Origin of the sequence: Archangium gephyra (genome assembly GCF_049060025.1) — a bacterium.
GTDB lineage: Bacteria > Myxococcota > Myxococcia > Myxococcales > Myxococcaceae > Archangium > Archangium gephyra_A.
Window position 1 is genome coordinate 1,917,408 of record NZ_JBMEQQ010000002.1, and the last position, 21,539, is coordinate 1,938,946.

The following is a 21,539-nucleotide window of genomic DNA, read 5'->3' on the forward strand; positions in this document are numbered from 1 at the left end:
GCTCGCTCAAGGGACGCCTTGGCAGTCTCGAGTGCCGAACCGCCGGTATGCCTCGCGCAGCTCGAGCAGGCCTGCCCCTTCCTTCAAGGAGGACTCGATGGAGGAAGCGGCCCCGATGGATGCGATGCTCCTGAGGACGGGCGGGCTCGCGGGCGCAGGTACCTCGGTGAGTGGATCATGGATGCGGCCGGGCTCGCCCATTCGCGTGAGAGCCTGGTCCAGCAGGGACAGCACGCGCATCGCCTCCCGGAGCGCTCCCTCGTAGTCCCAGTCGTCGTAGCGCCTCACGGCGAGGCTGTGCACATGGATGGCCTCCAACAAGAGGCGCCGGAGCTCCACCTCCCGGGGAAAGGAAGAGGAGAACCGGGCGATGGCGTAGCCGAGTTGCCGCTCCGCACCCGCGAGCTCCTCCCTTGCGTGGGACCTGTGCAGGGTCGCTCCCATCCCAGCCTGGGGGCCCACACCGTTCCACTCGGAGGTGATCGGCCCCCACACGGTCGAGACACCGACCGTCGTGTACATATTCACCATTTGATGCAGCAGCAGGCCCGTGCAGTCAGGGGGAGAAGCGAGGAGCTCATTGAGCCGCCGTAGGCTGGAGCGCTCCCCATCATAGTGGTACCGCTTCCGGGGCTCCGGCGCATGCATGTAGCCGAGTCCGTGTTGCAGCGTCTCGAGGGTCTGCAGGGTGGTGGTGGTCCGCACGAACCTCCGGCAGGTGGCGCGCAGGGTGTCGTCCTTGGAGTTGAACTCGTTGCACCAGTGAGGCGCGCCCATGTCCAGCATCTTCTCGGTGAATGTCCGGAGCGAGGGTTGAGCCTGGACGCTGCCATCCGGCATGACGCCATAAGGGACCTGGCTGCCGTTTCCGCGGTGCTTGCCCAGGATGTATTGAGGCACCACCAGTGAGAAGTCCCTCCGCAGGATGCCTCCTCCCAGCTCATTGCCGGCAACGGAGACCCAGAATCCTCCTCCTCCGAAATCCGTGACCAGGCCGAGCCCCGCGACGACCGCGAGGTTGATGGTGAAGGGCCCCCACTTCTCGCCCCGTGGTCCATCGGGCGGAGGTGTGAGCAGGAGCGCCAGGGGCTTCACGGTGCGCTTGCCGGTCTCGTGGAACGGCTTTGCGTTCACCACCTGGGCGTCCGGCCAGACTGCCTCGTAAATCCCCAGGCCGCCCTCCGCCGGGCTGGCGGTCAGCACCGAGGTGGTGATCAGGAAGTCCATCCCCTTCTCCCAACTCGAGCCCAGCTCAATCATTCCGCCCTTCCCGTCCGGGAACTGTAGCTTCCGGTACAAGGGGGGATGCGCGAGGGTGATGGTCTGGCCCGACGTTGGATCCGACAGGGCCGGCTTGTTCAGGAACTGTCTCAGCTGCTCCTTGAGCCGCGCTCCCTTCATCGGGTCGATGGTGCCGTCCGGCATCAATCCGAATGGGAATGGAACGAAGGTTACCTTCCAGTCTCCTGGGTTGAACTGGCTCAAGGATTGAACAGCCAGGCCCACGTCGAAGACATCTGATAGCTCATAGGTCTTCTCGCCACGGCCGGCCGGCGGCGCTGCCTGGCATTGAGCCAGTGCCGCCGGCTCCGGGATGCGAGCCTTCTGCTTCTCCAACAAGCAGAAGCTCCAGGGCATCGAGCCGCAGGTCGATGACCAACGTCCTCAGCTCGTAGGCTTCGGAATAGACGTTGTTGGCCTTGATGGACGTCTGGAGGACGCCGTAGCGGTAGAGCTCGAAGAAGCCGTCCTCGATCTGGTCCAAGAGCCGTTGACGGTCCAACTGGCCCGAGCTGAACGCAGCGAGCTCCCGGGTCGTGTCCGACACGAAGAGCCGGCGCCCCTTGTTTCCGAGCAGGTTCCGGATGGGCTCCAGCTTCCACCGTGCACACAGGGGCTGTGTTGGCTTCAGGCCTGGAATGCGGATGTCCGCCTGCGCTGCGCTCGTGCTTTGAGCGCACTCCACTTCCAGGGCAGCCATCATCTTGGGCTGGGTCAGTCCGCCCCCCAGGACCGCGGTCATGAAATCGGCGCTCTGCTGACTCGTGGATGTCGTGGCGATGGCGGGCGGGTAATGCACCTCCGCTGGAGCGAGCCCCCCGGCCGGCACCAGATCCCGGGTGGGATCCGCGTAGAAGCTGTAGCTCTCCCCGGCGAGCCCGGCGAGGTTCAAGAAGACCAGGGCCGCCCCGCCACGCGGCGCCTGGCCGAACGGTTGTTCCGAGAGCCAGGAGAAGAGCTCTTCATACGAGTAGAGGTTGTAGGAGGCCGGAGGATTGCTCGAGGAGAAGGGAGTCCTGGAGCTTCCGCAGGCGGGGATACAGGGGCTGCAGGAGTGGGGCGGGCAGGAAGTGGAGTTGGAGCCGGCCTACGCGCCAACGGACACCCGTGTAGGCCCCGTCATGCTCGACGTAGTTGATGACATCCACGCGCCCGTGCCAGTCATCGACCAGGTCCTCGAGCTCCTTGTTCGGCTTCCAGATGACGCGCCCGGTGCCTGGGTCCACCTCTTTCGCCATGGAGATGGCGTCGTAGCGGATCATGCCATCGGGTGGGACGAGGTCGGGGGGGAGCCCGGGAGGAGCGGGAGCGAGTGAGAACTCCGGCGCACCGTACCTGGGCATGTTGGGAATCCACCAGGGCTTCGCGTCCACGATGTGGAGGGACGACAGGAGCTCCGAGAGACGCGCCCGGACCTCCGCCTGCAGGTCCTCGGGAAAGCCGACGAAGTAGATGTCGAGCGCGACGTGCTCCTCCTCTCCAACATGTTCCCGCAGCGTCTCGAATCGCAGGGGAACATCCGGGTGGGACGGCTGCGTGGATGCCGAAAGTGTTTTCTGACACCCGGAGAGGAGTACGAGGGAGAAGATGCACACTCGGGCCACCGCGCCGGCGGTGGTCGTTGTCGTGAAGCCAGACATGGGCTCGTTCCTCCTTGAGGCAGTTGTGCGGCTTCCTCAAGGCACTCCCCATGCCAGTACGGAGCGAGAGCTGGACCGGGGGCGCGGGACCGAAGGCGGCTTCGCCCTGCCCTCCATCTGGCGAAGTCTCCTTCGCTCAACACCGGCAACCCACGGGCCCGCCTCGTGACGCTGCTTCCCAGCGCATTCACGCGCGACCAGCCGGGAAATGTGCGCGGCCCGCGCCGGCTCGTCGGGGCCCGGAAACACGAACGCCCCGCCCGGTGGGTAGCCGGTGCGGGGCGTCGAGGAACCCTGTGGCGGTGCCTGGAGTCTCGGTAGGACGATGGTCCGGCCCTCCCCCTGGCGAGGGAGGGGGCACACACAGGGGAACGGCCTACTTGGCGGCGCGGGCCGCCTTGTGCTGCTCGCGCAGCGCGACCTTGATGCTCGGGCGGACGATGACGATGCCGTCGTTGTGGCCGGCCACGGTGCCCTTGATGAGCAGCAGGCCCTTCTCCACATCCACGTCCACCACGGTCAGGTTCTGCGTGGTCACCTGCTCCACGCCGTAGTGACCGGGCAGCTTCTTGTTGGGGTACACGCGGCCGGGCGTCTTACGCTGACCGATGGCGCCCGGGTGACGCTGGTACTCGTGCGTGCCGTGCGTCTTCGTCTGCGAGCCCTTGAAATTCCAGCGCTTCATGACGCCCTGGAAGCCACGGCCCTTGGTGACGCCCGTGACGTCCACGAGCTGGCCCTTGGTGAACAGGTCCGCCTTGACGGCGTCGCCCACGTTGAAGCCCGCGGCCTCCTCGGGAGACACGCGGAACTCCTTCAGGTGACGGCGCAGCGCGGCGCCGCTCTTCTTGAAGAAGCCCAGCTTGGGCTTGTTCAGGCTCTTCTCGCGAATTTCACCGAAGCCCAGCGTCACCGCCGAGTACTGGTCCTTCTCCGGCGTGCGCTTGCCCACGACCTGGCAGGTGTTGACGTCGACCACCGTCACGGGAACGAGGTTACCCTCCTCGTTGAACACCTGGGTCATTCCAACCTTCTTACCGATAAGACCCTTCACGTCGTCCTCACAACCCGCGCATGTGCGCGGAAACGTCAATGATTTCAGCAGTTTGCGTCCGACTTCAGTTCCCCGGACGCCAGGAAGCGGCGCAATGTAGCAGCTTACCCCCCACCGTCAAGCACGGAGGGCGGGAGCCACTTCACTGCGCGCGATCCAGGCGCGGGTAGAACGGGGCGAGCTGCGCGTCCTGGATGCGCTGGGCGTAGACGTCCTCGCCGAGGAGGAACAACGCCTGGTCCAGATAATCCTCCGCGGCCTGGACCTCGGTCTCCTTCTCGGCGATCGCCCGGTCGATCTCCGCCATCGCCTGGTCGACTGCCTCCTTCTGGGCGTTCATCTCGTCTTCCATGTCGAGCATGCGCTTGTGCGCCAGGATGCCCGCCGCGCCGGGCTGCCCGGGCTTGGGAGTGAGCGCCACCTCGACCTGATGCTCGAGGTCTTCCACCTCACGCGTCAGGCGCATCATCTGGATGCGGTTCTTCTTGATGTTCTCGCGGGAGAGCGCCAGCTTGGACTCGTCCGTGGTGACGAGCTCCAGGTCGCCGTGCTTCTTCTCCAGCTTCTTGAGCGCGTCCTGGGCGTAGCGGAGATCCGCCCGGCGGTTGGACAGCGTCTTGCGGAGGGTCTTGGTCGTCCCCTCCACGGCGTCCACCGCCTTCTTCCACTTCTTGACGATCTCGAACTGGGCCGCCCGCTGCGCCTCGTACTGGGCGAGGTACTCCTGCCAGGCCGCGTCCTCGTCGTTCATCTGCTGCTCGAGCGCGGCCAGCTCGTCCCGGCGGGCCACCAGCGCCGCCTCGGCGCGGTAGACGCGATCCATGGTCCGGGGACAGTTGGGCTTGCCCGCCAGGCGATCTCTCGAGAGGTCGCCGAGCTGGAAAATCAAATCGTTGTAGCTCTCCGCCTTGGCCATGGGCGTGTTTTACGCCCAAGGCCAGCAGGCTGTCAGCTATCGGCCGGAGCGGCGGCGGCCGAGGACATGTTGGCCTCCGCGGCGGCCTGGGCGGCGCCCTCGGCCAGGGCGAAGAGCTCCCGGGCCCGATCCTGTTCCTCGGTGCGGTTGAGCTCGCAGACCCAGGCGCTGGACAGGTCCGCGTGCTGCCGGGCCAGCTCGGCGGTGGATTCGTAACGGGCGGCCGAGGCACGGGCGAAGGCCCCCTCCCGGCGCAGCTCCATCACCGTGTCCTCGTCGAGGTTGATCTCCTCGGGCGGCACGGGCAGCGGCCCGCGGCCGAGCGCCGCCAGCCGGGCCAACAGCCGCGAGGCGTGTGCCCTGCAGAAAGCGGCGAGTACCATCAGCCGCGCCCGTCCGCGGCTATCCCCGAGCCGCTCGGCCAGCATCGTCATACGACGTGCCGAAACAACCTCGGATTCCCATGCCGCGGCAAGTGCTGCTGCCAAGCGGGTATGCCTTGCGCCCATCGGCCCTCCCCAGGTGCTGCCCCCAATCCCGCGAGCAAACTAGGGATGGATTCGCGAGGATTCAACCGATCGGGCCCAGTGCGCGCTCCATCAACCAATATCCCCCGGCCGCGAGGATGAGGAGCGACAGAGCACGCACTGTCCGCTGGTGCAACTCCGGCCTGCGCTGCACCAGCCGGACGAGGGGGTAGAGCACGGCGACGATGGCGGCCTGCCCCAGCTCCACGCCGAGGTTGAAGCCGAACAGGCCCGTCACCACCGAGTCACCCAGGCCGTAGCTCCCCAGCACGCTGGCGAAGCCGAAGCCGTGCACCAGCCCGAAGAGGAACGTCAGCAGGGCCCGGTGGCGGTGCTCGCGCAGCAGCAGGTTCTCCAGCGCCACCCAGATGATGGACGCGGCGATGGCCGCCTCCACCCAGCGCGTGCGCGCATCGTCCAGGAGGATGAAGCCCAGGGCCGTGGCGCCCAGCGTCAGGGAATGGGCCACGGTGAAGGCCGTCACCAGCAGCAGCACCCGCTTCAAGCTCCCCCCCACCAGCAGCAGGGCCAGCAGGAAGGCCAGGTGATCGATGCCCCCGAAGATGTGGATGACGCCCAGGCCTACCCAGTCGAGCAGCCCCGAGACGCGCTCCGGGCCGGGTTGTCCGGGCCCGGACACTCCGCCGGACCCTCCGTCGGACACCACGAGTGTGGGCTGGGAGGCATCCGCGAAGCGCTGCCCCTGCTCGCCCTGGATGTAGCTGCCGAGCACCACCTTGTAGTTGGACGGCAGCACGGACAGCAGGGAGAAGCGCTGGCGGAGCTCGCCGGGCGCGCACTGGAAGGTGGCGCCGAGCTCCACGAAGGACGCGCGTATCCGGGCGCTGGTCTCGCTCCGGGCACAGGGCCGGCCCCCGGCGCTCAGGGGGAGGGCGTCCCAGATGCCCACCGCCAGCGCCGGCGCGCGCGCGTCCAGGTCCCCCTGGGTGAGCGCACCGTCCCCGTCCGCGTCGGCGGCGGGAATGAGCAGGGCGAGCGTGTCCGCCGTGAGGGTGAGGCGCTCGCGCACCTCCGGCCCGCCCGTCTCGGAGCGCCAGAGCTGCGCGTAGAGGATGTCCGCATCGTGGGCGCTCGCACTCCCGGCCACGGCCAGGAGCACGAGCGGTAGCGCCAGCCGGGCCGTCCGCCTCATCGGGCCCGAGAGTGCCCCCGCGGGCCCGCTTTCGTCTACTCCTGGATGAATTCCAGGTGGATCTGCTGCCGGCCGCTCAAGCCCCCGTGCCGGGAGCCGCAGCGCGGGCAGAAGAGCGGGCCCTCCCAGTCCCAGAGGGCCTTCACCTCCTCACCGCAGCACACCAGGGGGATGATCCGCAGATCATCCGTGTCCGGGGGCATGGGCCCGGGCAGGGCCTCCGGCTCCACGCTGACGAAGGTGGGCCGGGGGTTGAGCGAGAGGGTGCGCGACACGTAGGCCAGCTGCTCGTAGCGCACGTGGTTGGCCCAGGCGCGTGCCACGGCCTCCACATGGGCCTGCTGGCTGGGGGTGAGCCACTCGTCCCCCGGCGCCCGGTAGCCACAATAGAGGCACCACCAGTCGGGCACCTCGTCGAAGCTCTCGTGGGCGTTCTCGAAGGGGAAGAGCGAGGCCAGCCGGCGCTGCAGGATGCTCGCGTCATGGCGGCACGGCCGCGTCTTGAAGTCCCGCTGGCACTGCGGACACTCGCGCCGCACAAAGCCGCTCGCGTCCCGCGGCAGCTCCAGATCGATGATCGCCGGGGCCCGCCTCATGCGAGGGCTCCCCTCCCCCGCCGCGCCAGCGCGAGGATCAGCGTCACCATGGAGAATATCAATAGAAGGTGAATCCACCTGCCCTCGGTCGAGCCGCTGATCAGCCCGAGCACCCACAGCACGAACAGGATCGCACTCATCGTCCAGTACACGCCGCCCACTCCTCTCCCGATGGTCTCGGAACCGTGCGCAAAGCTGGGACACCTGATGGGTTGTGGCAACCCCTCCTTTCGACAGTCCCGGGGTGGGCAAATGCGTTCCCAGATCGGACTTTTTTTCCGGCCTCCCACTTCCCACTTCCCAGGCCGTCCTCGTGATTTCAGGCGTTTGCCGGATGGCACGCCCGCTGCTTTGTGCTGCGGTCATCTGCCACACGGACGCGTGGCCGGTTCGGAGCGCGTGGGGAGGGTGTGTATGCGAGGGTGGACGGTGGCGATGGTGACGGCGGGGATGTTGGTGGGGATGGAGGCGGGGGCCTTCCAGCCCTACTTCCCAGGGGAGAGCAGTCCGGAGGTGGCCGAGCTGCGCGCGAAGCTGGCGGCGCAGGAGGCCCACCTGGCACGGCTCGAGGAGGAGGCGTCGTTCTATGAGGAGGCGGAGAGGCTGGGGATCGTGGCCGCGGTGCGGGCCTCCCGGCTGCCCGAGCGCCAGCAGCGGCGGCTGGCCATGGCCATTGTCCGCGAGGCCCGGCGCAACAAGGTGGACCCCATGCTGGTGGTGGCGGTCATCCGCTGCGAGAGCTCCTTCAACAACTACGCGGTGTCCCACGTGGGAGCCATGGGGCTGATGCAGGTGATGCCGGACACCGGCGACTACCTGGCGGACAAGGCGGGCTTCAAGCTGCAGCGCCACACCAATCTGTTCGATTCGGAACTGAACGTGGAGCTGGGAACGGCGTACCTGGCGGATCTCATCCAGCGCTTCGGCTCTCCGGAGCGGGCGCTGGTGGCCTACAACGCGGGTCCGGGGCTGGCCAAGAAGATCCTCTCCAAGAAGGAGAAGCGCGACCGCTTCATGGCGGGCTACCCGGCCAAGGTGATGAAGGAGTTCCGCCGCCTCAAGGCCCAGCAGGCCCGCGAGGTCTCCCTGCGGGAAGCCCAGAAGGAAACTTCTGGCGGACCGGGGTGATAGGTGGAGAACAGTCATCCCGACTGATCTCCGACAGTGCGGCGGTTTTTTCAGGGACGTGACTGCCTTTCCCGAGAAAACGGAAGCACTGTGCGTTGCCGGTCTTTGTGCGCCGGGGTGGGTGGTTCCACCCCGGACCGGGTGTCCCGACACACCCGGCTCCGCGTGGACGCATGCGGCATTATGGAGAGAGACGAACCATGGTAGCGGGGCTTGAGATTCAACGAGAAGAACTCGCGGGGCAGTTGACCCTGCGGCTCACGGGCACGCTGGATGGTCGCACCGCCAAGACGCTGAGCAGTTCCCTGGAGGAGCTGGGTGCGCGCGAAGTGGTGGTGGATTTCAGCCACCTGAAGGAGTTCCGTGACTCGGCCGTGGCGGTGCTGACCCACGGCATGGCGGAGCGCAAGGTGCAGTTCCGGGGGCTCGCCGGCCACCATGAGCGGATGTTCCGCTACTTCGGCCTGAGCACCGGCACCATCGCCCCGTCGCGCGCGTACTACACGCCCGAGGAAGTCCTCGCCTGACGAGGGTTTCCCCGCGTGCAGCGCGGTGCCGCGGGGTCTCGAGCCGCCGCTCGCCCGGATGGGGCGGGTGGCGGTTCCCCTAGGCGGCCGCCTGGCAGTGTTGCCGCACGGTGTGGGAGAGCTGCTTCGCGTTGACCGGCTTGGTGAGGTAGCCCGCCGCGTTCAACACCTGCTCCTGCTGATGGCCGACCTCCATGGCCGACACCACGATGGTGGGCACGCGAGCGAAGAGTGAGTCCTCGAGCTGACGCGCGCGAAACTCACCGCCACTCATCCCGGGCATCATCAAATCCAACAGGATGACGCACGGAGGCGCGTGGGCCTGCAGGTAGTGCAAGGCCTCCAGCCCATTGAAGACGCCCACGGCCTGGAAGCCCTCCATTTCCAGCACCATGCAGACGCTGTCGCGGAGATCCTCGTCGTCCTCCACCACCAGGATGATGTCTTCGTGCCCAGGTGCGCTCACGCATTCCCCGTTGTGAAAGAGGCGCCGGCTCGTCAGGTCAGGGCCTCGTGCGGCCCTCCCCTTCCGGACGGCAGGGTGACAACAAAAGTACTGCCCCTTCCTACTTCCGAAATGATGGAGATGCGGGCTCCGAGCATCTCCGCCAGTTGCTTGACCAGTACGAGCCCGAGGCCCAACCCCGGCGAGCCCTTGCGCTGCACGTCCTCCAACTGCTGGAAGGGCTCGAAGATACGCACCTGGTCCTCCGGGGCAATCCCTCGTCCGGTATCTTGCACCGAGAGGAGACAGGCCTCGGGCAGTTCCTCGACGGACACCTCGACCGAGCCCCGCTCGGTGTACTTCACGGCGTTGTTCACGAGGTGGAGGAGGACGAGTTGGAGGAGCCGCGCGTCCGTCCGCACGAGGACGGGCTGGGGCGGCAGGCGAAGCTCCAGGGCGAGCAGCTTCCGCTGGGCCTCGGGCCGGTACTCCTCGGCGACTTCACGGGCGAGGGCGGACAGCTCCACCTCGGACACGGTGAGCTGCACGCGGCCCGCCTCCAGCCGGGTGTATTCGAGGATGGTCTCCATCAGGTGGTGGAGCCGCGAGCTCCCCCGCGTCAGCTTCTCGAGCAGGCCCTGTTGCCGCGCGGAGAGCGCCTCCCGCTCCCGCCCCAGCAGGTGGAGGTTGAGCTGAATCACGGACAGGGGAGTCCGCAGCTCATGGGAGAGGAGCCGGAGGAGCGTGCTCTTGAAGTCGCTGGCCTTCTGGGCCTGCTCGCGGGCGGCCTGGGTGGCCTCGAGCGCGGTCTCCAGTTCCCGCTTGCGCAGGGCGAGCTCCCGGGCGAGGGACTCCACATCTCCCGAGTACACCTTCAGCTCCTCCTGGAGGGCGTCCCGGGTGCGCTTGAGGGTGGCGAGGTTTCGCACGCGGGCGATGAGCTCGCCCCCCAGAAAGGGTTTCACCAGGTAGTCCTGGGCGCCGCTGTTGAGGAGCCTGACGCGCAGCGCATCGTCGGCCCGGGCTGACAGCAACAGGACGGGGGTGGCCTCCAGACCGGCCCGGGCACGCACCTCGCGCAGCAGCACATCCCCACTCATCCGCGGCATCATGATGTCGGTGACGAGGACGTCGGGACGCAGCGCCTCCGCCTTGCGCAGGCCCTCCTCGCCGTCCGCGGCCACCTCCACGCGGAACTCCTGCCCGAGCGTCCGGGCCACGAAGTCGCGCAGGTCCGGCGTGTCCTCCACCACCAGGACGGTGGGCGCGTTCTCCGGCGCCGGCGCGGTGGAGGCGGGCATCCGAGGTGCCCGCACGCGCAACTCCTCGGCGGCCCCGGACGCCTCGGCCCTCAGCGCCTCCTCCGCCACGGCGGGCACGGGCCGCACGGGGGTGCCCTCGGGCGCCCGGAGCGGCATTTCCATCGCGAAGCGCGCCCCTCCCCCGGACGCCTCCTCCACCCAGATGCGTCCCTTGTGCAGGCGCACGAAGTCGCGGGCGATGGCGAGCCCCAGGCCCGTACCGCCGAACTGGCGGTTGATGCCCGCTTCCGCCTGACGGAAGCGCTCGAAGATGGCCTCGCGCATGTCCGCGGGCACACCGGGCCCCGAGTCCTCCACGACGAGCCGCGCGCGGCCGTCATGCGCCCCCAGCACACAGCGCACGTGCCCGCCGGCGGGGGTGAACTTGAAGGCGTTGGACAGGAGGTTGAGCAGGACGCGCTCGAGCTTCTCCACATCCGCCTGGGCCGGCAGCGTGGCCGGCGCATCGAGCCTCGAAGGTGATGCCGCGCTCGCGCGCGAGGCCATCGAAGTTGGCGGCCCCCAGGCGCACGAGCGCGGCGAGGTCGGTCTCCGCATAGACCGGATGCATGGCTCCGGCATCCAGCTTGGACACGTCCAGGAGCGCATTGACGTGCCGGAGCAGCAGGCGCGCGTTGCGCTCGACCACCTCGAGCTTCCCGCCGGAGCCCGGCGGACGTGTCCCCGGCGGAGAGCAACCGCTCCATGGGCCCGAGGATGAGGGCGAGGGGCGTGCGCAGCTCGTGGGAGACGTTGGCGAAGAACTGCGTCTTGAGCTCATCGGCCTCGCGCAGGCGGGCGTAGAGGGCCTCGAGCTCGCGGTTCTTCGTCTCGAGCTCCACCCGCCGCTGCTCGGACAGCCGCGCCGCATCGGTGACGGCGACGATGGTGGGCCTGGCCTTGAGAAGGAAGACGCCGGTGAGCACCGAGGCGAGGGCGGTGACGGCCTTCACCCACCCGGCCAGCCAGTAGGCCGAGTACCAGATGTTCCACACCTCCATGAAGTGGGTGAGGCCACAGGCGCCGATGAAGACGCCGAAGGCGACGACCATGCCGCTGAAGGGCAAGCGGATGCGCCGCACCAGCGTGTACAGCACGAGCGAGATGAGGACGTAGGCCGCGCCAATCAACGTGTCGGAGACGGCGTGCAGCCAGACGAGGCCGGGCTTCCAGAGGTAGCAGTGCCCGTGGGGCATGTACCAGGCGCCGGTGAAGAGCTCCGTCAGCGCGTGGAGCCAGGCGCCTCCATCCGCCGCGGCCTCGGTGGCGTGGTGCGCGTCATGAGTCATGGATGGAGTGCCTTCCCGGGTGTACGAGCTTCTCCACTCTCGCACGGCGCGTCTCAGCGGCGAGGGGATATCGCAGCGCGCTCCCACTCAGGACCACACGACGATGAGTGCGGGGGCTGCCTGCCTGCCCGCCCCTCGACGATCTCCAATCCCCGGGCTTTTGGGAAAGCACGGCTGGAGTAGAGTGCGGGCCGCGATGAACTCCCCTGCCAGAGCCGTCAGTCCCCTTCCCTCCCCCGCCACGGCGCGGGCCGCGCTGGAGCGTGTGGCCGCCAATCTCTCCCTGGCGGTTCAGGGCAAGGACAAGGAGGTCCGCCTCGCCGTCACCTGCATCGTGGCCGGTGGACACCTGCTGCTCGAAGACGTCCCCGGAGTGGGCAAGACGACGCTGGTGGAAGCTCTCGCCCGCTCCTTCGCCCTCTCCTTCTCCCGCGTCCAGTTCACCGCGGACCTGATGCCGGCCGACATCCTCGGCGCCCAGGTCTTCCACGCCCAGACGGCCACCTTCTCGTTCCGCCCCGGGCCCCTCTTCCGCCAGCTCGTCCTGGCCGACGAGCTCAACCGCGCCCCGCCCCGCACCCAGTCCGCGCTGCTCGAGGCCATGGCCCAGGGCCAGGTGTCCCTCGACGGCGCCACCCACCTCCTGCCCCGCCCCTTCACCGTGGTGGCCACGCAGAACCCGGTGGACTTCTCCGGCACCTATCCGCTGCCGGACTCGCAGCTCGACCGTTTCCTCATGCGCCTGTCGCTGGGCCACCCCTCTCCCGAGGTGGAAGCGCGCCTGCTCACCACGCGCGATGCCTCCTCGCCCGTGGAGGCCCTGGCGGCGGTGAGCTCGCCCGAGGAGCTGAGCGAGTTGCGCGCGCAGGTGGCCTCCCAGCGCCTGGACGACACCGTGGCCGAGTACATCATCCGGCTGGCCCAGGCCACGCGCTCGCACGGCGACATCGAGCGCGGCGCCTCCACCCGCGCGGTGCTCGCGCTGGGCATGGCCGCCCGCGCCCACGCCCTCTGGGAGTCGCGCGACTTCGTCACGCCCGGCGACGTGCGGGCCGTGCTCGCGCCGTGCCTGGCCCACCGGCTCCTGCTGCGCAGCGCCAACCAGGGCGCCTACACCCGTGACGAGGCGACCCATTTGATCGAAGAGGTCGCCCGGAAGGTCGTCGCGCCCCGGTGAGCACCCCGCCCCGCTCCGTCTGGCAGCGCCTCAAGGCCGCCCTCCGCCCGCCGCGCACCCTCAAGGTGACGCGCATGGGACGCACGTACCTCGTGGTGACGTTCGGCGTGGGCCTGGGCGCGCTCAACACCGGCAACAACCTCCTCTATCTGGTGCTGGGGTTGTTGCTGAGCGTCATCATCCTCTCCGGCGTGCTCTCCGAGCGCTGCATCAAGGATCTGACGGTGCGGCGCGTCGGCACGGAGGGAGCCTTCGCCGGAGAGCCCTTCGCCTTCCGCTGGGGCATCACACGCCGCCAGGGGCATGCCTTCGCCCTCACGCTGTCCGAGGTGGACTCACCCCTCATCGGCGAGGGCGGCGTGGGCTACCTGCCCGCGGGAGAGGAGCACGTGGTGCGGGCCGATCTCACCGCGCCCCGCCGCGGCCCGGTGAAGCTGACGGGCGTGCGCATCACCACCACCTGGCCGCTGGGCCTCTTCGCCAAGACGCGCGTCTTCGCGCTGGAGGGCACCCTGCTCATCTACCCGCGGCGGGGCTTCGCCTGCGCGGATCCGGGCGAGGCGGCCGTGGGACACGTGGGCGAGGCCAACAACCCCCACCGGATGGACGGCACCGGAGACGTGGCGGGCCTGCGCGAGCTGGGCGAGCACGAGGATGCCCGGCGCGTGCATTGGCTGAAGAGCGCCTCGGTGGGCAAGCTGCTCAAGGTGGAGCGCGAGCGCGAGGAGCGCCGCACGTACATCCTCGGCGTGCAGGCCGGGCTGACGGGTGACGCGCTGGAGCGGCGCTGCGAGGAAGTGGCCGAACAGGCCCACCGGCTGCTCGAGGCGGGTCACGAGGTGGGGCTGGAGCTGCCCCAGCAGCGGCTGCGTCCGGGCGCGGGCAACGGGCAGGAGCGTGCCATCCTCCGGGCGCTGGCGTGGCTGGGCTTCGAGGAGCAGCGGGAGGAAGCGGCATGACCCGGCCCAACCGGCTGCGCCTCATCTTGAGAGACCTGGGCACCGGGGCGGCCTTCGCCTCCATGGCCGTGTCCGGCCAGGTGCCCCTCTGGGCGCTCGGGCTCGTGCTCCTGGCGCTGACCGTGTCGCTGATGGGCTGGCGGCCCTTCGCCCGCGCGCCCCGGCTGACGGCGATGCTGCTGGTGCCCCTGGCGGGCGCGCTCTACCTCGCGGTGGCCGCCGGGCAGATGGACCTCGTGGTGGCCGCCTGCTCCTTCGCGGGCCTCGTCGCCTCCCAACGGCTGCTGTCGGAGACCAACCCGGCCACCGACGGGCAGGTGCTGCTGGCCGGCCTGTTGATGATCGCCGGCGGCGCGGCGCTCTCCGGTGAGCTGCTCTTCGCCGTGTGTCTGCTGGCCTTCGCGGTGCTGGCGAGCATGTCGCTGGGACTGGCGGTGGTGGAGGCGGCGGTGCCCCCGGGCGAGCCGGTGCCGGTGCGTCACGTCATGCGCCCGCTGTCCAAGGGCGTGCTCGTGGCCATGGCCGGTGCGATCGCCTTCTTCGTCCTCTTCCCGCGCCTCAACTGGAACATGGGCGTGCGCCGCGCGACCCCGGGACTCGGCCCGGCCACCAGCGGCTTCGCCGACACCGTGCGCCTGGGCGGCTCGGGCACCCTCAAGAGCAACCCCCGCGTGGTGCTGCGGGCGAAGCTGACGCCGGATCCGGGCCGCGAGCGGCTCGACTCCTACTGGCTGGGCCGCACCTACGACACCTTCGACGGCCAGGAGTGGTCGACGATCGGCCCGCCCAACACCCGCCGCCGCACCCGCGTGACGCTTCGTCCGGGCGCGGAGAAGCAGGTGTACCAGCGGATCGAGCTGCTGCCCGCCTACGGCAGCCGCACGCTCATCGCCCTGGAGACCCCCGCCAAGCTGGGCAACGCCCTGATGCACACCCCCACGGGCGACCGGCGCATCCAGCTCCAGGAGCTGGGCGGGGACGAGCTGCGCTTCGTGGATGAGGGGCTCGGGTATTCCTACGAGGTGTACAGCGTGCCGCCGGGCACGGACACGAACCCGGGCAAGCTGAATCAGACGGAGCTGGATCAGCTCCTGGCGCTGCCGGAGGGCATCGATCCGCGCATCGAGGCGCTGGCGCAGCGGATCGTGGGCAACGAGACGGATCCGCTGGCCGCGGCCCAGAAGCTCTCGGACTGGCTGCAGCGCGAGTACACGTACACGCTGGAGCTGGGCGGGGACGTGGCGGATCCGCTGATGGAGTTCCTCTTCGTGCGCAAGGCGGGCCACTGCGAGCACTTCGCCACGGCGCTCACGCTGATGCTGCGCACCCAGGGCTTCGAGGCCCGGCTCGCCACGGGCTTCTTCGGCGGCGAGCGCGTGGGAGACGAGTACCTCGTGCGCGCCGGAGATGCCCACGCGTGGACGCACGTGCTGGTGCCCGGGCGTGGCTTCGTCACGGTGGACGCCACGCCTCCGGCCTTCCGCGCCAACCAGTCGCTGGAGCTGCTCGAGTCGCTCATCTCCTTCTACGAGGCCATCGAGTCGGCGTGGCGCTCGTCCGTCGTCGACTACTCGTTCCGCGACCAGATGAACTTCATGCGGGACTTGTCGCGTCCGCCGCGCACCGAGCCGGGCAAGGAGAAGACCCAGCTCCCCCCGCTGCGCGCCTGGCTGACGGCGGCCCTGGTGGGCGCGGCCGTGTACTGGACGTGGAAGTACCTCTCGCGGCGCAAGCCCCGGGCCCGGGCGCTCGAGGCGACGCGCTTCGTGGACGCGGTGGAGCGCCAGCTCGCGGCGGCGGGCGTGCGCGCGGCTGACGGTGAGACGCTCGAGGACGTGTCGGCGCGGCTGACGCGGGAGGCCCACCCGCTGGCACCGGTGGTGTCGCCGCTCACGCGCCGCTACCTGGAGGCCCGCTTCGGCCAGCGTCCGCTGCAGCCCGGCGAGTCGGCCCGGCTCCTCAAGGAGCTCAAGCAGAGCGTCGAGGTCCACAAGCAGCAGCAGCAATTGCAGGCCCCGAAGGCCCGCGCGTCCTGAGAGGGGCCCTTGCCCGCCGAGGGCCCGTCTACCCGCCTGCCTTCCGGCGGGGCGCGAGGACTTTTCCGGCCAGCGGCAAGGGGTCTCCTTATTACCCGTAGGGACGAAGGGGGCGATGACAGGCCCCCGTCTCCCCTGCCCCACAGTTCAATTGCGGACGGGGGGCCAGGAGGCCATTTGAGACTAGAGGCGCATTCTTTACTGCCCCCCTCGCCCGGTGGAACCGGACCGGCGCTGTAACGCTTACGGACTTCCGTCCACCGTCGTGCGCTCGCATCGGCCAAGTATGCGTTGCGACTGGCGAATTACCGCGTGAGGCCGTGGCACACACGTTGCTCTAGCCACCCTCCATCGGGTTGTCACGCGGTTCCAAACCACTTCTCACCGGCCCCGGCACGGGGTCACTCGGGAGAAACCATGCAGCTCTCCACTGAGCAGTCGTCCAACTCGGGCTCGCTGGCCATGTACCTGTCGGAGATCAACCAGTACGCCCTGCTCTCGGTCGAGGAGGAGCAGGCACTGGCCCGGCGGTTCATCAAGGGCGACCTCGCGGCGGGCCACCGGCTGGTGACCTCCAACCTGCGGTTCGTGGTGAAGGTGGCCTACGAGTACCGCTCCTACGGCATCAAGATGTCCGACCTCATCCAGGAGGGGAACATCGGCCTGATGAAGGCGGTGCAGAAGTTCGATCCGGACAAGGGCATCCGCCTCATCTCCTACGCGGTGTGGTGGATCCGCGCGTACATCCAGAACTACATCCTCAAGAGCTGGTCGCTGGTGAAGCTCGGGACCACGCAGGCGCAGCGCAAGCTGTTCTTCAGTCTGGCGCGCACGCGCCGCGAGCTGGAGAAGCTGGGCGACGCGGACGGCTCGGTGGTGAACGTGGATGAGATCGCCAAGCGGCTGCACGTGAAGCCCGGCGAGGTGCGCGAGATGGAGCAGCGCATGGGCGGGCGCGACTTGTCGCTGGACGCGCCGATGGGCGAGGACGGGGGCAACAGCCACGTGGACTTCGTGGTGAGCGCGAGCGCGCCGCAGGACGACGAGTTCGCGGACAAGGAGGAGGCGGGCCTCATCAACGCCCGGGTGCGCACGGCGCTGATGCGGCTGGATCCCCGCGAGCGCTTCATCATCGAGCAGCGCGTGATGAACGAGCGGCCGATGACGCTCAAGGAGCTGGGCGAGCACTTCGGCTTCTCGCGCGAGCGCGCCCGCCAGTTGGAGATCCGCGCCAAGGACAAGCTGAAGGCCGAGCTGGCCGCGCTGATGGCCGAGGTGGATCCGGACGCCACCGCGTCCATGCAGTAGTCCTGGCGGGGCCCGTCCGGGCTCCCGGGTGAAGCACCCGAGGCGCCTCCACTGTTCGCGGTGGGGGCGCCTTCGTGTTTCCAGGGCCGCACATGTGTGGCGAGCGGCGATCCACGGGCTCGTACGTCTGCTAGAAGGGCCGCTTCCCTCGCAGTGAGGAGCGCCCCCCTTGTCTCACGGCCAACCGCCGATCTCCGAGGATCGCGTCCCCATCGCCCAGGCCGCCGGGCCCGCGATCCACAAGCCCTACGTGCCGGCCACCGAGTCACGGCCGGAGCTGACGCTGCGCGGGCTGGCGTTGGGCTCGGTGCTGGGCATCGTCTTCGGGGCCTCGTCGGTGTACCTGGCGGTGAAGGTGGGCCTGACGGTGTCGGCCTCCATTCCGGTGGCGGTGCTGTCCATCGCCATCTTCCGGGCGCTGGGCCGCTCCAACATCCTGGAGAACACCATCGTCCAGACGGTGGGCTCGGCCGGCGAGTCACTCGCCTTCGGGGTGGCCGCGGCGCTGCCGGCCCTGCTGCTGCTGGGCTACGACATCGACCTGATGCACGCCTTCCTGGTGGCCTCGCTCGGCGGCGTGCTGGGCGTGCTGATGATGATTCCGCTGCGCGACGGCCTCATCGTCCAGGAGCACGGCAAGCTCGCCTACCCCGAGGGCACCGCCGCGGCGGACGTGCTCGTCGTGGGAGAGGAAGGCGGGACGAACGCCCGCACGGTGGTGCTCGGCTTCGCGGTGGGAGGGCTCTACAAGTTCGCCTACGCGGGCCTGCACCTCTTCAAGGAGGTGGTGGGCACGGCGCTGGGTTGGGTGAAGACAACGGCGGCCGGGGTGGCACAGCGGGCGGGCTACACGGGCGGCTCGGTGTCCATGGAGGTGAGCCCGGAGCTGCTCGGCGTGGGCTACATCATCGGCCCCAAGGTGGCGTCCATCACCTTCGCGGGTGGCGTGCTCAGCTACCTCATCCTGATTCCCCTCATCACCTTCTTCGGCAGCGGGCTCGAGCAGCCGCTGCTGCGGCCGGACGGCACGCTCATCCGGGAGATGGATCCGGACACGGTGCGGGACGCGTACGTGCTGTACATCGGCGCGGGCGCGGTGGCCACCGGAGGGCTCGTCAGCCTCATCCGCTCGCTGCCCACCATCCTCAACGCCTTCCGGCGCGGGCTGGACACCTTCCTGGCCTCGCAACGCAAGGAAGCGGGGCCGGTGCTGCTGCGCACCGAGCAGGATCTGCCCATCACCGTGGTGCTGGCGGGCAGCGCGCTGCTCGTGCTGGGCATCTGGCTGGCGCCCCCGCTGCAGGTCAACCTCCTGTCCGCGCTGCTCATCGTGGTGTGCGGCTTCTTCTTCGTGACGGTGAGCGCGCGGATTACCGGCGAGATCGGCTCCTCGTCCAACCCCATCTCCGGCATGGTGGTGGCCACGCTGCTGCTCACGTGCCTCGTGTACCTGCTGCTGGGGTGGACGAGCGCCGAGGACCGTTTCATGGCGCTCACCACGGCGGCCATCGTGGGCATCGCGGCCTCCAACGGAGGCACCACGGCGCAAGACTTGAAGACGGCCTACCTGGTGGGCGGCACGCCCCGGCGGCAGCAGATCGCCCTCTTCGTGGGCGTGCTCACCAGCTCGCTGCTGATCGGCCTGGTGCTGGTGGTGCTCAACCGGGGCGCCACCACCGTCCTCCCCGAGACGCACCCGGGCCAGACGGTGAGCGTGGTGGGCGACGAGACGCGCACGCAGCACACGTACCCGTGGGCGGTGTCGGAGCAGACGCTGGCGGCGCGGGGCGTGAAGCTCGCCGAGCTGAAGGGCCCATTGTGGAGGCAGGGCCTGGAGGTGGCACAGGGGCCGGGTGGAGCTCCCGAGCTGCGGAGCTGGAACGCGCAGCCAGTGGAGCGCGTGGCGGCCACGGACGTGCGGCTGGCATCGGGGCAGACGGTGAAGGTATCGGAACTCGGCGCGGTGACGCCGGGCCCCGAGCGCACCTGGCGCGTGGGCTATGTCCGGGGGGCGGAGACTCCGGTGCCCACGGGCACGTACTTGGTGGATGAGGCGGGGGCCATCCACTACGTGGTGGACCCGGGCATTGGCGGCCGCATCACCAGTTACGAGGGCGTTCCCCTCACCCGCTACCCCGCGCCCAAGGCGCAGCTCTTCGCGCTCATCATCGACGGCATCCTCACGCAGAAGCTGCCGTGGGACCTGGTGCTGGTGGGCGTCTTCATCGCGCTGATGCTGGAGCTGTGCGGCGTGTCCTCGCTGCCCTTCGCGGTAGGCGTGTACCTGCCCATCTCCAGCAGCGCGCCCATCTTCGTGGGCGGCATGGTGCGCTACGTGGTGGACAGGGTGCGCGGAGGCTCGGCCGCCGAGTCCGAGTTCTCGCCCGGCACCCTGCTCTCCTCGGGCTACATCGCCGGTGGTGCCATCGCGGGGGTGCTCATCGCCTTCCTGGAGATCGTCAGCGACGGAGCCTGGACGCGGGCCATCGACATTCCAGGGATGCTCGGCGACACGCCCTTCTCGCGCTTCCTGCAGGAATCCAACCTGTGGGGCCTGGGCTTCTTCACCGTCATCACCGCCCTGCTGCTCCTCACGGGGCTGCGAGGCGAGAGCGGCGCGCAGGCCAAACCCGCGAAGTAGCGCACGTCGCATGAGGAGTACGGGCCGTCACGGGTTTCCGCTGGACGTGACGAGGTCCTTGCCCTACACGCGCGCGGCATGAGCGTCAGCGCACTCCTACGGAAGCTCGCGGCGTCGAGCCTCGTTCTTCTCCTTGTCTCCTGCTCCGCGGCGAAGCCTGTGACGGCGGCCCGGGGTCCTACCGGCCCGCACAACCTGGGCCGGTTCGTGCTCGTTGTCCAGGAGACTCCGGATGGGCGGGTGACGCACGACTGGAAGCCGCTCGCGGACTTTGACCTGCGGCACTATCAGGCCCTGTTTGGAACGGTAGGTATCGGCGGCGTCATCAAGCGGACAAGCAATCCGATGAGTAACGACCCGATTGGCAGTGCCTGCTTTGAAGTATGGGAACAATGCATGAAGAGGTGCAATGAAAGCCCTCTTCCACCTCATGCCGAGCACTACATCGCCAGCTACAAGAGTGTTCGAGCCGCCCTGAAGGCGTATTGCACGGATGAGTGTCGCAAGGAGAGCGAAGACTGCCGTAGAAGACTCGAGCGACAGGCTGCGGGGGCGCTGGAGTTTCGAGCTACCGGCGAGGCTGTCGATTGGCTGAAGCGCCACAAGGAAGAAATCGCGGTGGGTACCGCTGTCATCATCACGGGCGTGGTCTTCTACGTCGTCATGAGCAGCGGGGGAATCCTGATACTGGCACCCGCCCTTCTCCTCACGTCGCCCGATGCTCCCGTCGATCTACATCTCGCGGAGGCGTTTCGGTGAGCTCCGACAACCCTCTGGGCGACGCGGTTCTGCTGCTCCTCGAATACCGGCGCAACAACCACTCCGACGGGGAGAGAAAGCTCCTGGAAATCGCCAGCGCCGCAGCGTCTTTTCTCTCCACCAGTGGACAACTGTACCGGTTCGAGGATTTCCGAAAGAGCCTGCAGCCAGGTCAGGTGCGGTCACTCTCCTTCGCCGACGTGATGCATTACCTCGAGCAACTGCGGTCCCAGGCGCAATCAGCCGAAGAGAAGGAAACCCTGCGGGGCGCCAGTGACGCACTCATCTTCATCGAGGCTTCTGGCCAGCACGAGGGGCTCGAGGATTATCTAGACTACTGGCGAAGCAGCTCGCTTCCACCCGTCATCGCCGCATTCGACACCCGCGAGCAGGCGGATGCCTGGTTGGAGCACCAGTCCGTTCCGCCCTACAAGGCCAGGGTGTTGATTGGTGGTGAATACCACGTGGTATTCGCGACTCGTGAAGACAGGGATTGGCCGTTCATTCCCACTCCAGTCGTGGGCGAGTTCATCGAAGACCAGTTGGAGAAAGGCCTTCCACCGGTGGTGGCCACATTCGACACCCGCGAGCAGGCCGAGGCATGGCTCGCGGCCCTCACCAACCCGCCCAGGCATGCCTTCATTTCCATCGGCGGCAAGCACCATGTGGCGGCCTGTTGGAAGAACGTGAACCACCGGGCCATCTACCCGTTCACCCTGGCCGATGACCTGGCGCGGGAAAGACAGGCGGGGCTGGAACGGCTCAGCCGTGGCACGAAGCGCGAGGAAGAGTAACGCGTCCG

At 68.6% G+C, this 21,539-nt stretch carries 21 protein-coding genes and 1 pseudogene; 10 read left to right on the top strand and 12 right to left on the bottom strand.

Annotated features, from left to right (window positions below):
- Positions 1-6: 6 nt before the first annotated feature.
- The 9 genes from ACN28I_RS08280 to ACN28I_RS08320 form a co-directional block, all read right to left on the bottom strand.
- Positions 7-1,425: a hypothetical protein gene (locus ACN28I_RS08280; protein WP_420941544.1), complete on the bottom strand. Its 1,419-nt coding sequence runs from the start codon at positions 1,423-1,425 to the stop codon at positions 7-9.
- A 100-nt stretch (positions 1,426-1,525) separates the two neighbouring features.
- Positions 1,526-2,173 carry a hypothetical protein gene (locus ACN28I_RS08285; RefSeq protein WP_420941545.1) on the bottom strand — a complete coding sequence of 216 codons (648 nt, stop codon included), beginning with the start codon at positions 2,171-2,173 and terminating at the stop codon, positions 1,526-1,528.
- A 70-nt stretch (positions 2,174-2,243) separates the two neighbouring features.
- Positions 2,244-2,921 carry a hypothetical protein gene (locus tag ACN28I_RS08290; RefSeq protein ID WP_420941546.1) on the bottom strand — a complete coding sequence of 226 codons (678 nt, stop codon included), beginning with the start codon at positions 2,919-2,921 and terminating at the stop codon, positions 2,244-2,246.
- Positions 2,922-3,297: 376 nt separating this feature from the next.
- Positions 3,298-3,945: a 50S ribosomal protein L3 gene (rplC, locus tag ACN28I_RS08295; protein WP_420941547.1), complete on the bottom strand. Its 648-nt coding sequence runs from the start codon at positions 3,943-3,945 to the stop codon at positions 3,298-3,300.
- 172 nt (positions 3,946-4,117) lie between these two features.
- Entirely contained in the window at positions 4,118-4,891 is a 774-nt protein-coding gene (locus tag ACN28I_RS08300) for a hypothetical protein (RefSeq protein ID WP_420941548.1), read from the bottom strand.
- Positions 4,892-4,923: 32 nt separating this feature from the next.
- Entirely contained in the window at positions 4,924-5,325 is a 402-nt protein-coding gene (locus tag ACN28I_RS08305; protein WP_420941549.1) for a hypothetical protein, read from the bottom strand.
- Between the two features lie 136 nt (positions 5,326-5,461).
- The gene (locus tag ACN28I_RS08310) at positions 5,462-6,571 is read right to left on the bottom strand and encodes a HupE/UreJ family protein (RefSeq protein ID WP_420941550.1); all 1,110 of its coding nucleotides are present in this window, start codon (positions 6,569-6,571) and stop codon (positions 5,462-5,464) included.
- A gap of 35 nt (positions 6,572-6,606) precedes the next feature.
- Positions 6,607-7,167 (bottom strand): hypothetical protein, encoded by a 561-nt coding sequence (locus ACN28I_RS08315; protein ID WP_420941551.1) that lies wholly within the window; start codon positions 7,165-7,167, stop codon positions 6,607-6,609.
- Complete coding sequence (locus ACN28I_RS08320; RefSeq protein ID WP_143195608.1) at positions 7,164-7,319, bottom strand: lmo0937 family membrane protein; 156 nt, start codon at positions 7,317-7,319, stop codon at positions 7,164-7,166. Before ACN28I_RS08320 ends, ACN28I_RS08315 begins: the two co-directional genes overlap by 4 nt.
- 262 nt (positions 7,320-7,581) lie before the next feature.
- Between ACN28I_RS08320 and ACN28I_RS08325 the strand changes: the two genes are divergently transcribed.
- Together ACN28I_RS08325 and ACN28I_RS08330 are read left to right on the top strand one after the other, a co-directional pair.
- Positions 7,582-8,295 (top strand): lytic transglycosylase domain-containing protein, encoded by a 714-nt coding sequence (locus ACN28I_RS08325; protein WP_420941552.1) that lies wholly within the window; start codon positions 7,582-7,584, stop codon positions 8,293-8,295.
- A 200-nt stretch (positions 8,296-8,495) separates the two neighbouring features.
- A complete protein-coding gene (locus tag ACN28I_RS08330; RefSeq protein ID WP_420941553.1) occupies positions 8,496-8,822 on the top strand; it encodes an STAS domain-containing protein in 327 nt (108 codons plus the stop codon).
- A 79-nt stretch (positions 8,823-8,901) separates the two neighbouring features.
- On the opposite strand, the gene ACN28I_RS08335 is transcribed toward ACN28I_RS08330, so the two are convergent.
- From ACN28I_RS08335 to ACN28I_RS08345, 3 genes and pseudogenes are all read right to left on the bottom strand, one after another.
- Positions 8,902-9,288 (bottom strand): response regulator transcription factor, encoded by a 387-nt coding sequence (locus tag ACN28I_RS08335; RefSeq protein WP_420941554.1) that lies wholly within the window; start codon positions 9,286-9,288, stop codon positions 8,902-8,904.
- A 32-nt stretch (positions 9,289-9,320) separates the two neighbouring features.
- A complete protein-coding gene (locus ACN28I_RS08340; protein WP_420941555.1) occupies positions 9,321-11,075 on the bottom strand; it encodes an ATP-binding protein in 1,755 nt (584 codons plus the stop codon).
- 191 nt (positions 11,076-11,266) lie between these two features.
- Positions 11,267-11,410 (bottom strand): annotated as a pseudogene (locus ACN28I_RS08345) (histidine kinase dimerization/phospho-acceptor domain-containing protein); the annotation flags it as partial.
- A gap of 142 nt (positions 11,411-11,552) precedes the next feature.
- On the opposite strand from ACN28I_RS08345, the gene ACN28I_RS08350 reads away from it, so the two are divergent.
- The 8 genes from ACN28I_RS08350 to ACN28I_RS08385 all read left to right on the top strand — a co-directional run bounded on the left by ACN28I_RS08350 (position 11,553) and on the right by ACN28I_RS08385 (position 21,531).
- The gene (locus tag ACN28I_RS08350) at positions 11,553-11,684 is read left to right on the top strand and encodes a hypothetical protein (RefSeq protein ID WP_420948878.1); all 132 of its coding nucleotides are present in this window, start codon (positions 11,553-11,555) and stop codon (positions 11,682-11,684) included.
- Positions 11,685-12,053: 369 nt separating this feature from the next.
- Positions 12,054-13,034, top strand: coding sequence for an AAA family ATPase (locus ACN28I_RS08355; protein ID WP_420941556.1), 981 nt, complete (start codon positions 12,054-12,056; stop codon positions 13,032-13,034).
- A 74-nt stretch (positions 13,035-13,108) separates the two neighbouring features.
- Positions 13,109-13,993 carry a DUF58 domain-containing protein gene (locus tag ACN28I_RS08360; protein ID WP_420948597.1) on the top strand — a complete coding sequence of 295 codons (885 nt, stop codon included), beginning with the start codon at positions 13,109-13,111 and terminating at the stop codon, positions 13,991-13,993.
- Positions 13,990-16,029 carry a transglutaminase TgpA family protein gene (locus ACN28I_RS08365; RefSeq protein WP_420941557.1) on the top strand — a complete coding sequence of 680 codons (2,040 nt, stop codon included), beginning with the start codon at positions 13,990-13,992 and terminating at the stop codon, positions 16,027-16,029. The genes ACN28I_RS08360 and ACN28I_RS08365 overlap by 4 nt, the downstream gene beginning before the upstream one ends.
- Before the next feature lie 417 nt (positions 16,030-16,446).
- Positions 16,447-17,337: an RNA polymerase factor sigma-32 gene (locus tag ACN28I_RS08370; RefSeq protein ID WP_375765309.1), complete on the top strand. Its 891-nt coding sequence runs from the start codon at positions 16,447-16,449 to the stop codon at positions 17,335-17,337.
- A gap of 169 nt (positions 17,338-17,506) precedes the next feature.
- A complete protein-coding gene (locus tag ACN28I_RS08375) occupies positions 17,507-19,978 on the top strand; it encodes an OPT family oligopeptide transporter (protein WP_420941558.1) in 2,472 nt (823 codons plus the stop codon).
- Between the two features lie 240 nt (positions 19,979-20,218).
- Complete coding sequence (locus ACN28I_RS08380; RefSeq protein ID WP_420941559.1) at positions 20,219-20,737, top strand: hypothetical protein; 519 nt, start codon at positions 20,219-20,221, stop codon at positions 20,735-20,737.
- Complete coding sequence (locus tag ACN28I_RS08385; RefSeq protein ID WP_420941560.1) at positions 20,734-21,531, top strand: head protein; 798 nt, start codon at positions 20,734-20,736, stop codon at positions 21,529-21,531. The genes ACN28I_RS08380 and ACN28I_RS08385 overlap by 4 nt, the downstream gene beginning before the upstream one ends.
- Positions 21,532-21,539: the final 8 nt, after the last annotated feature.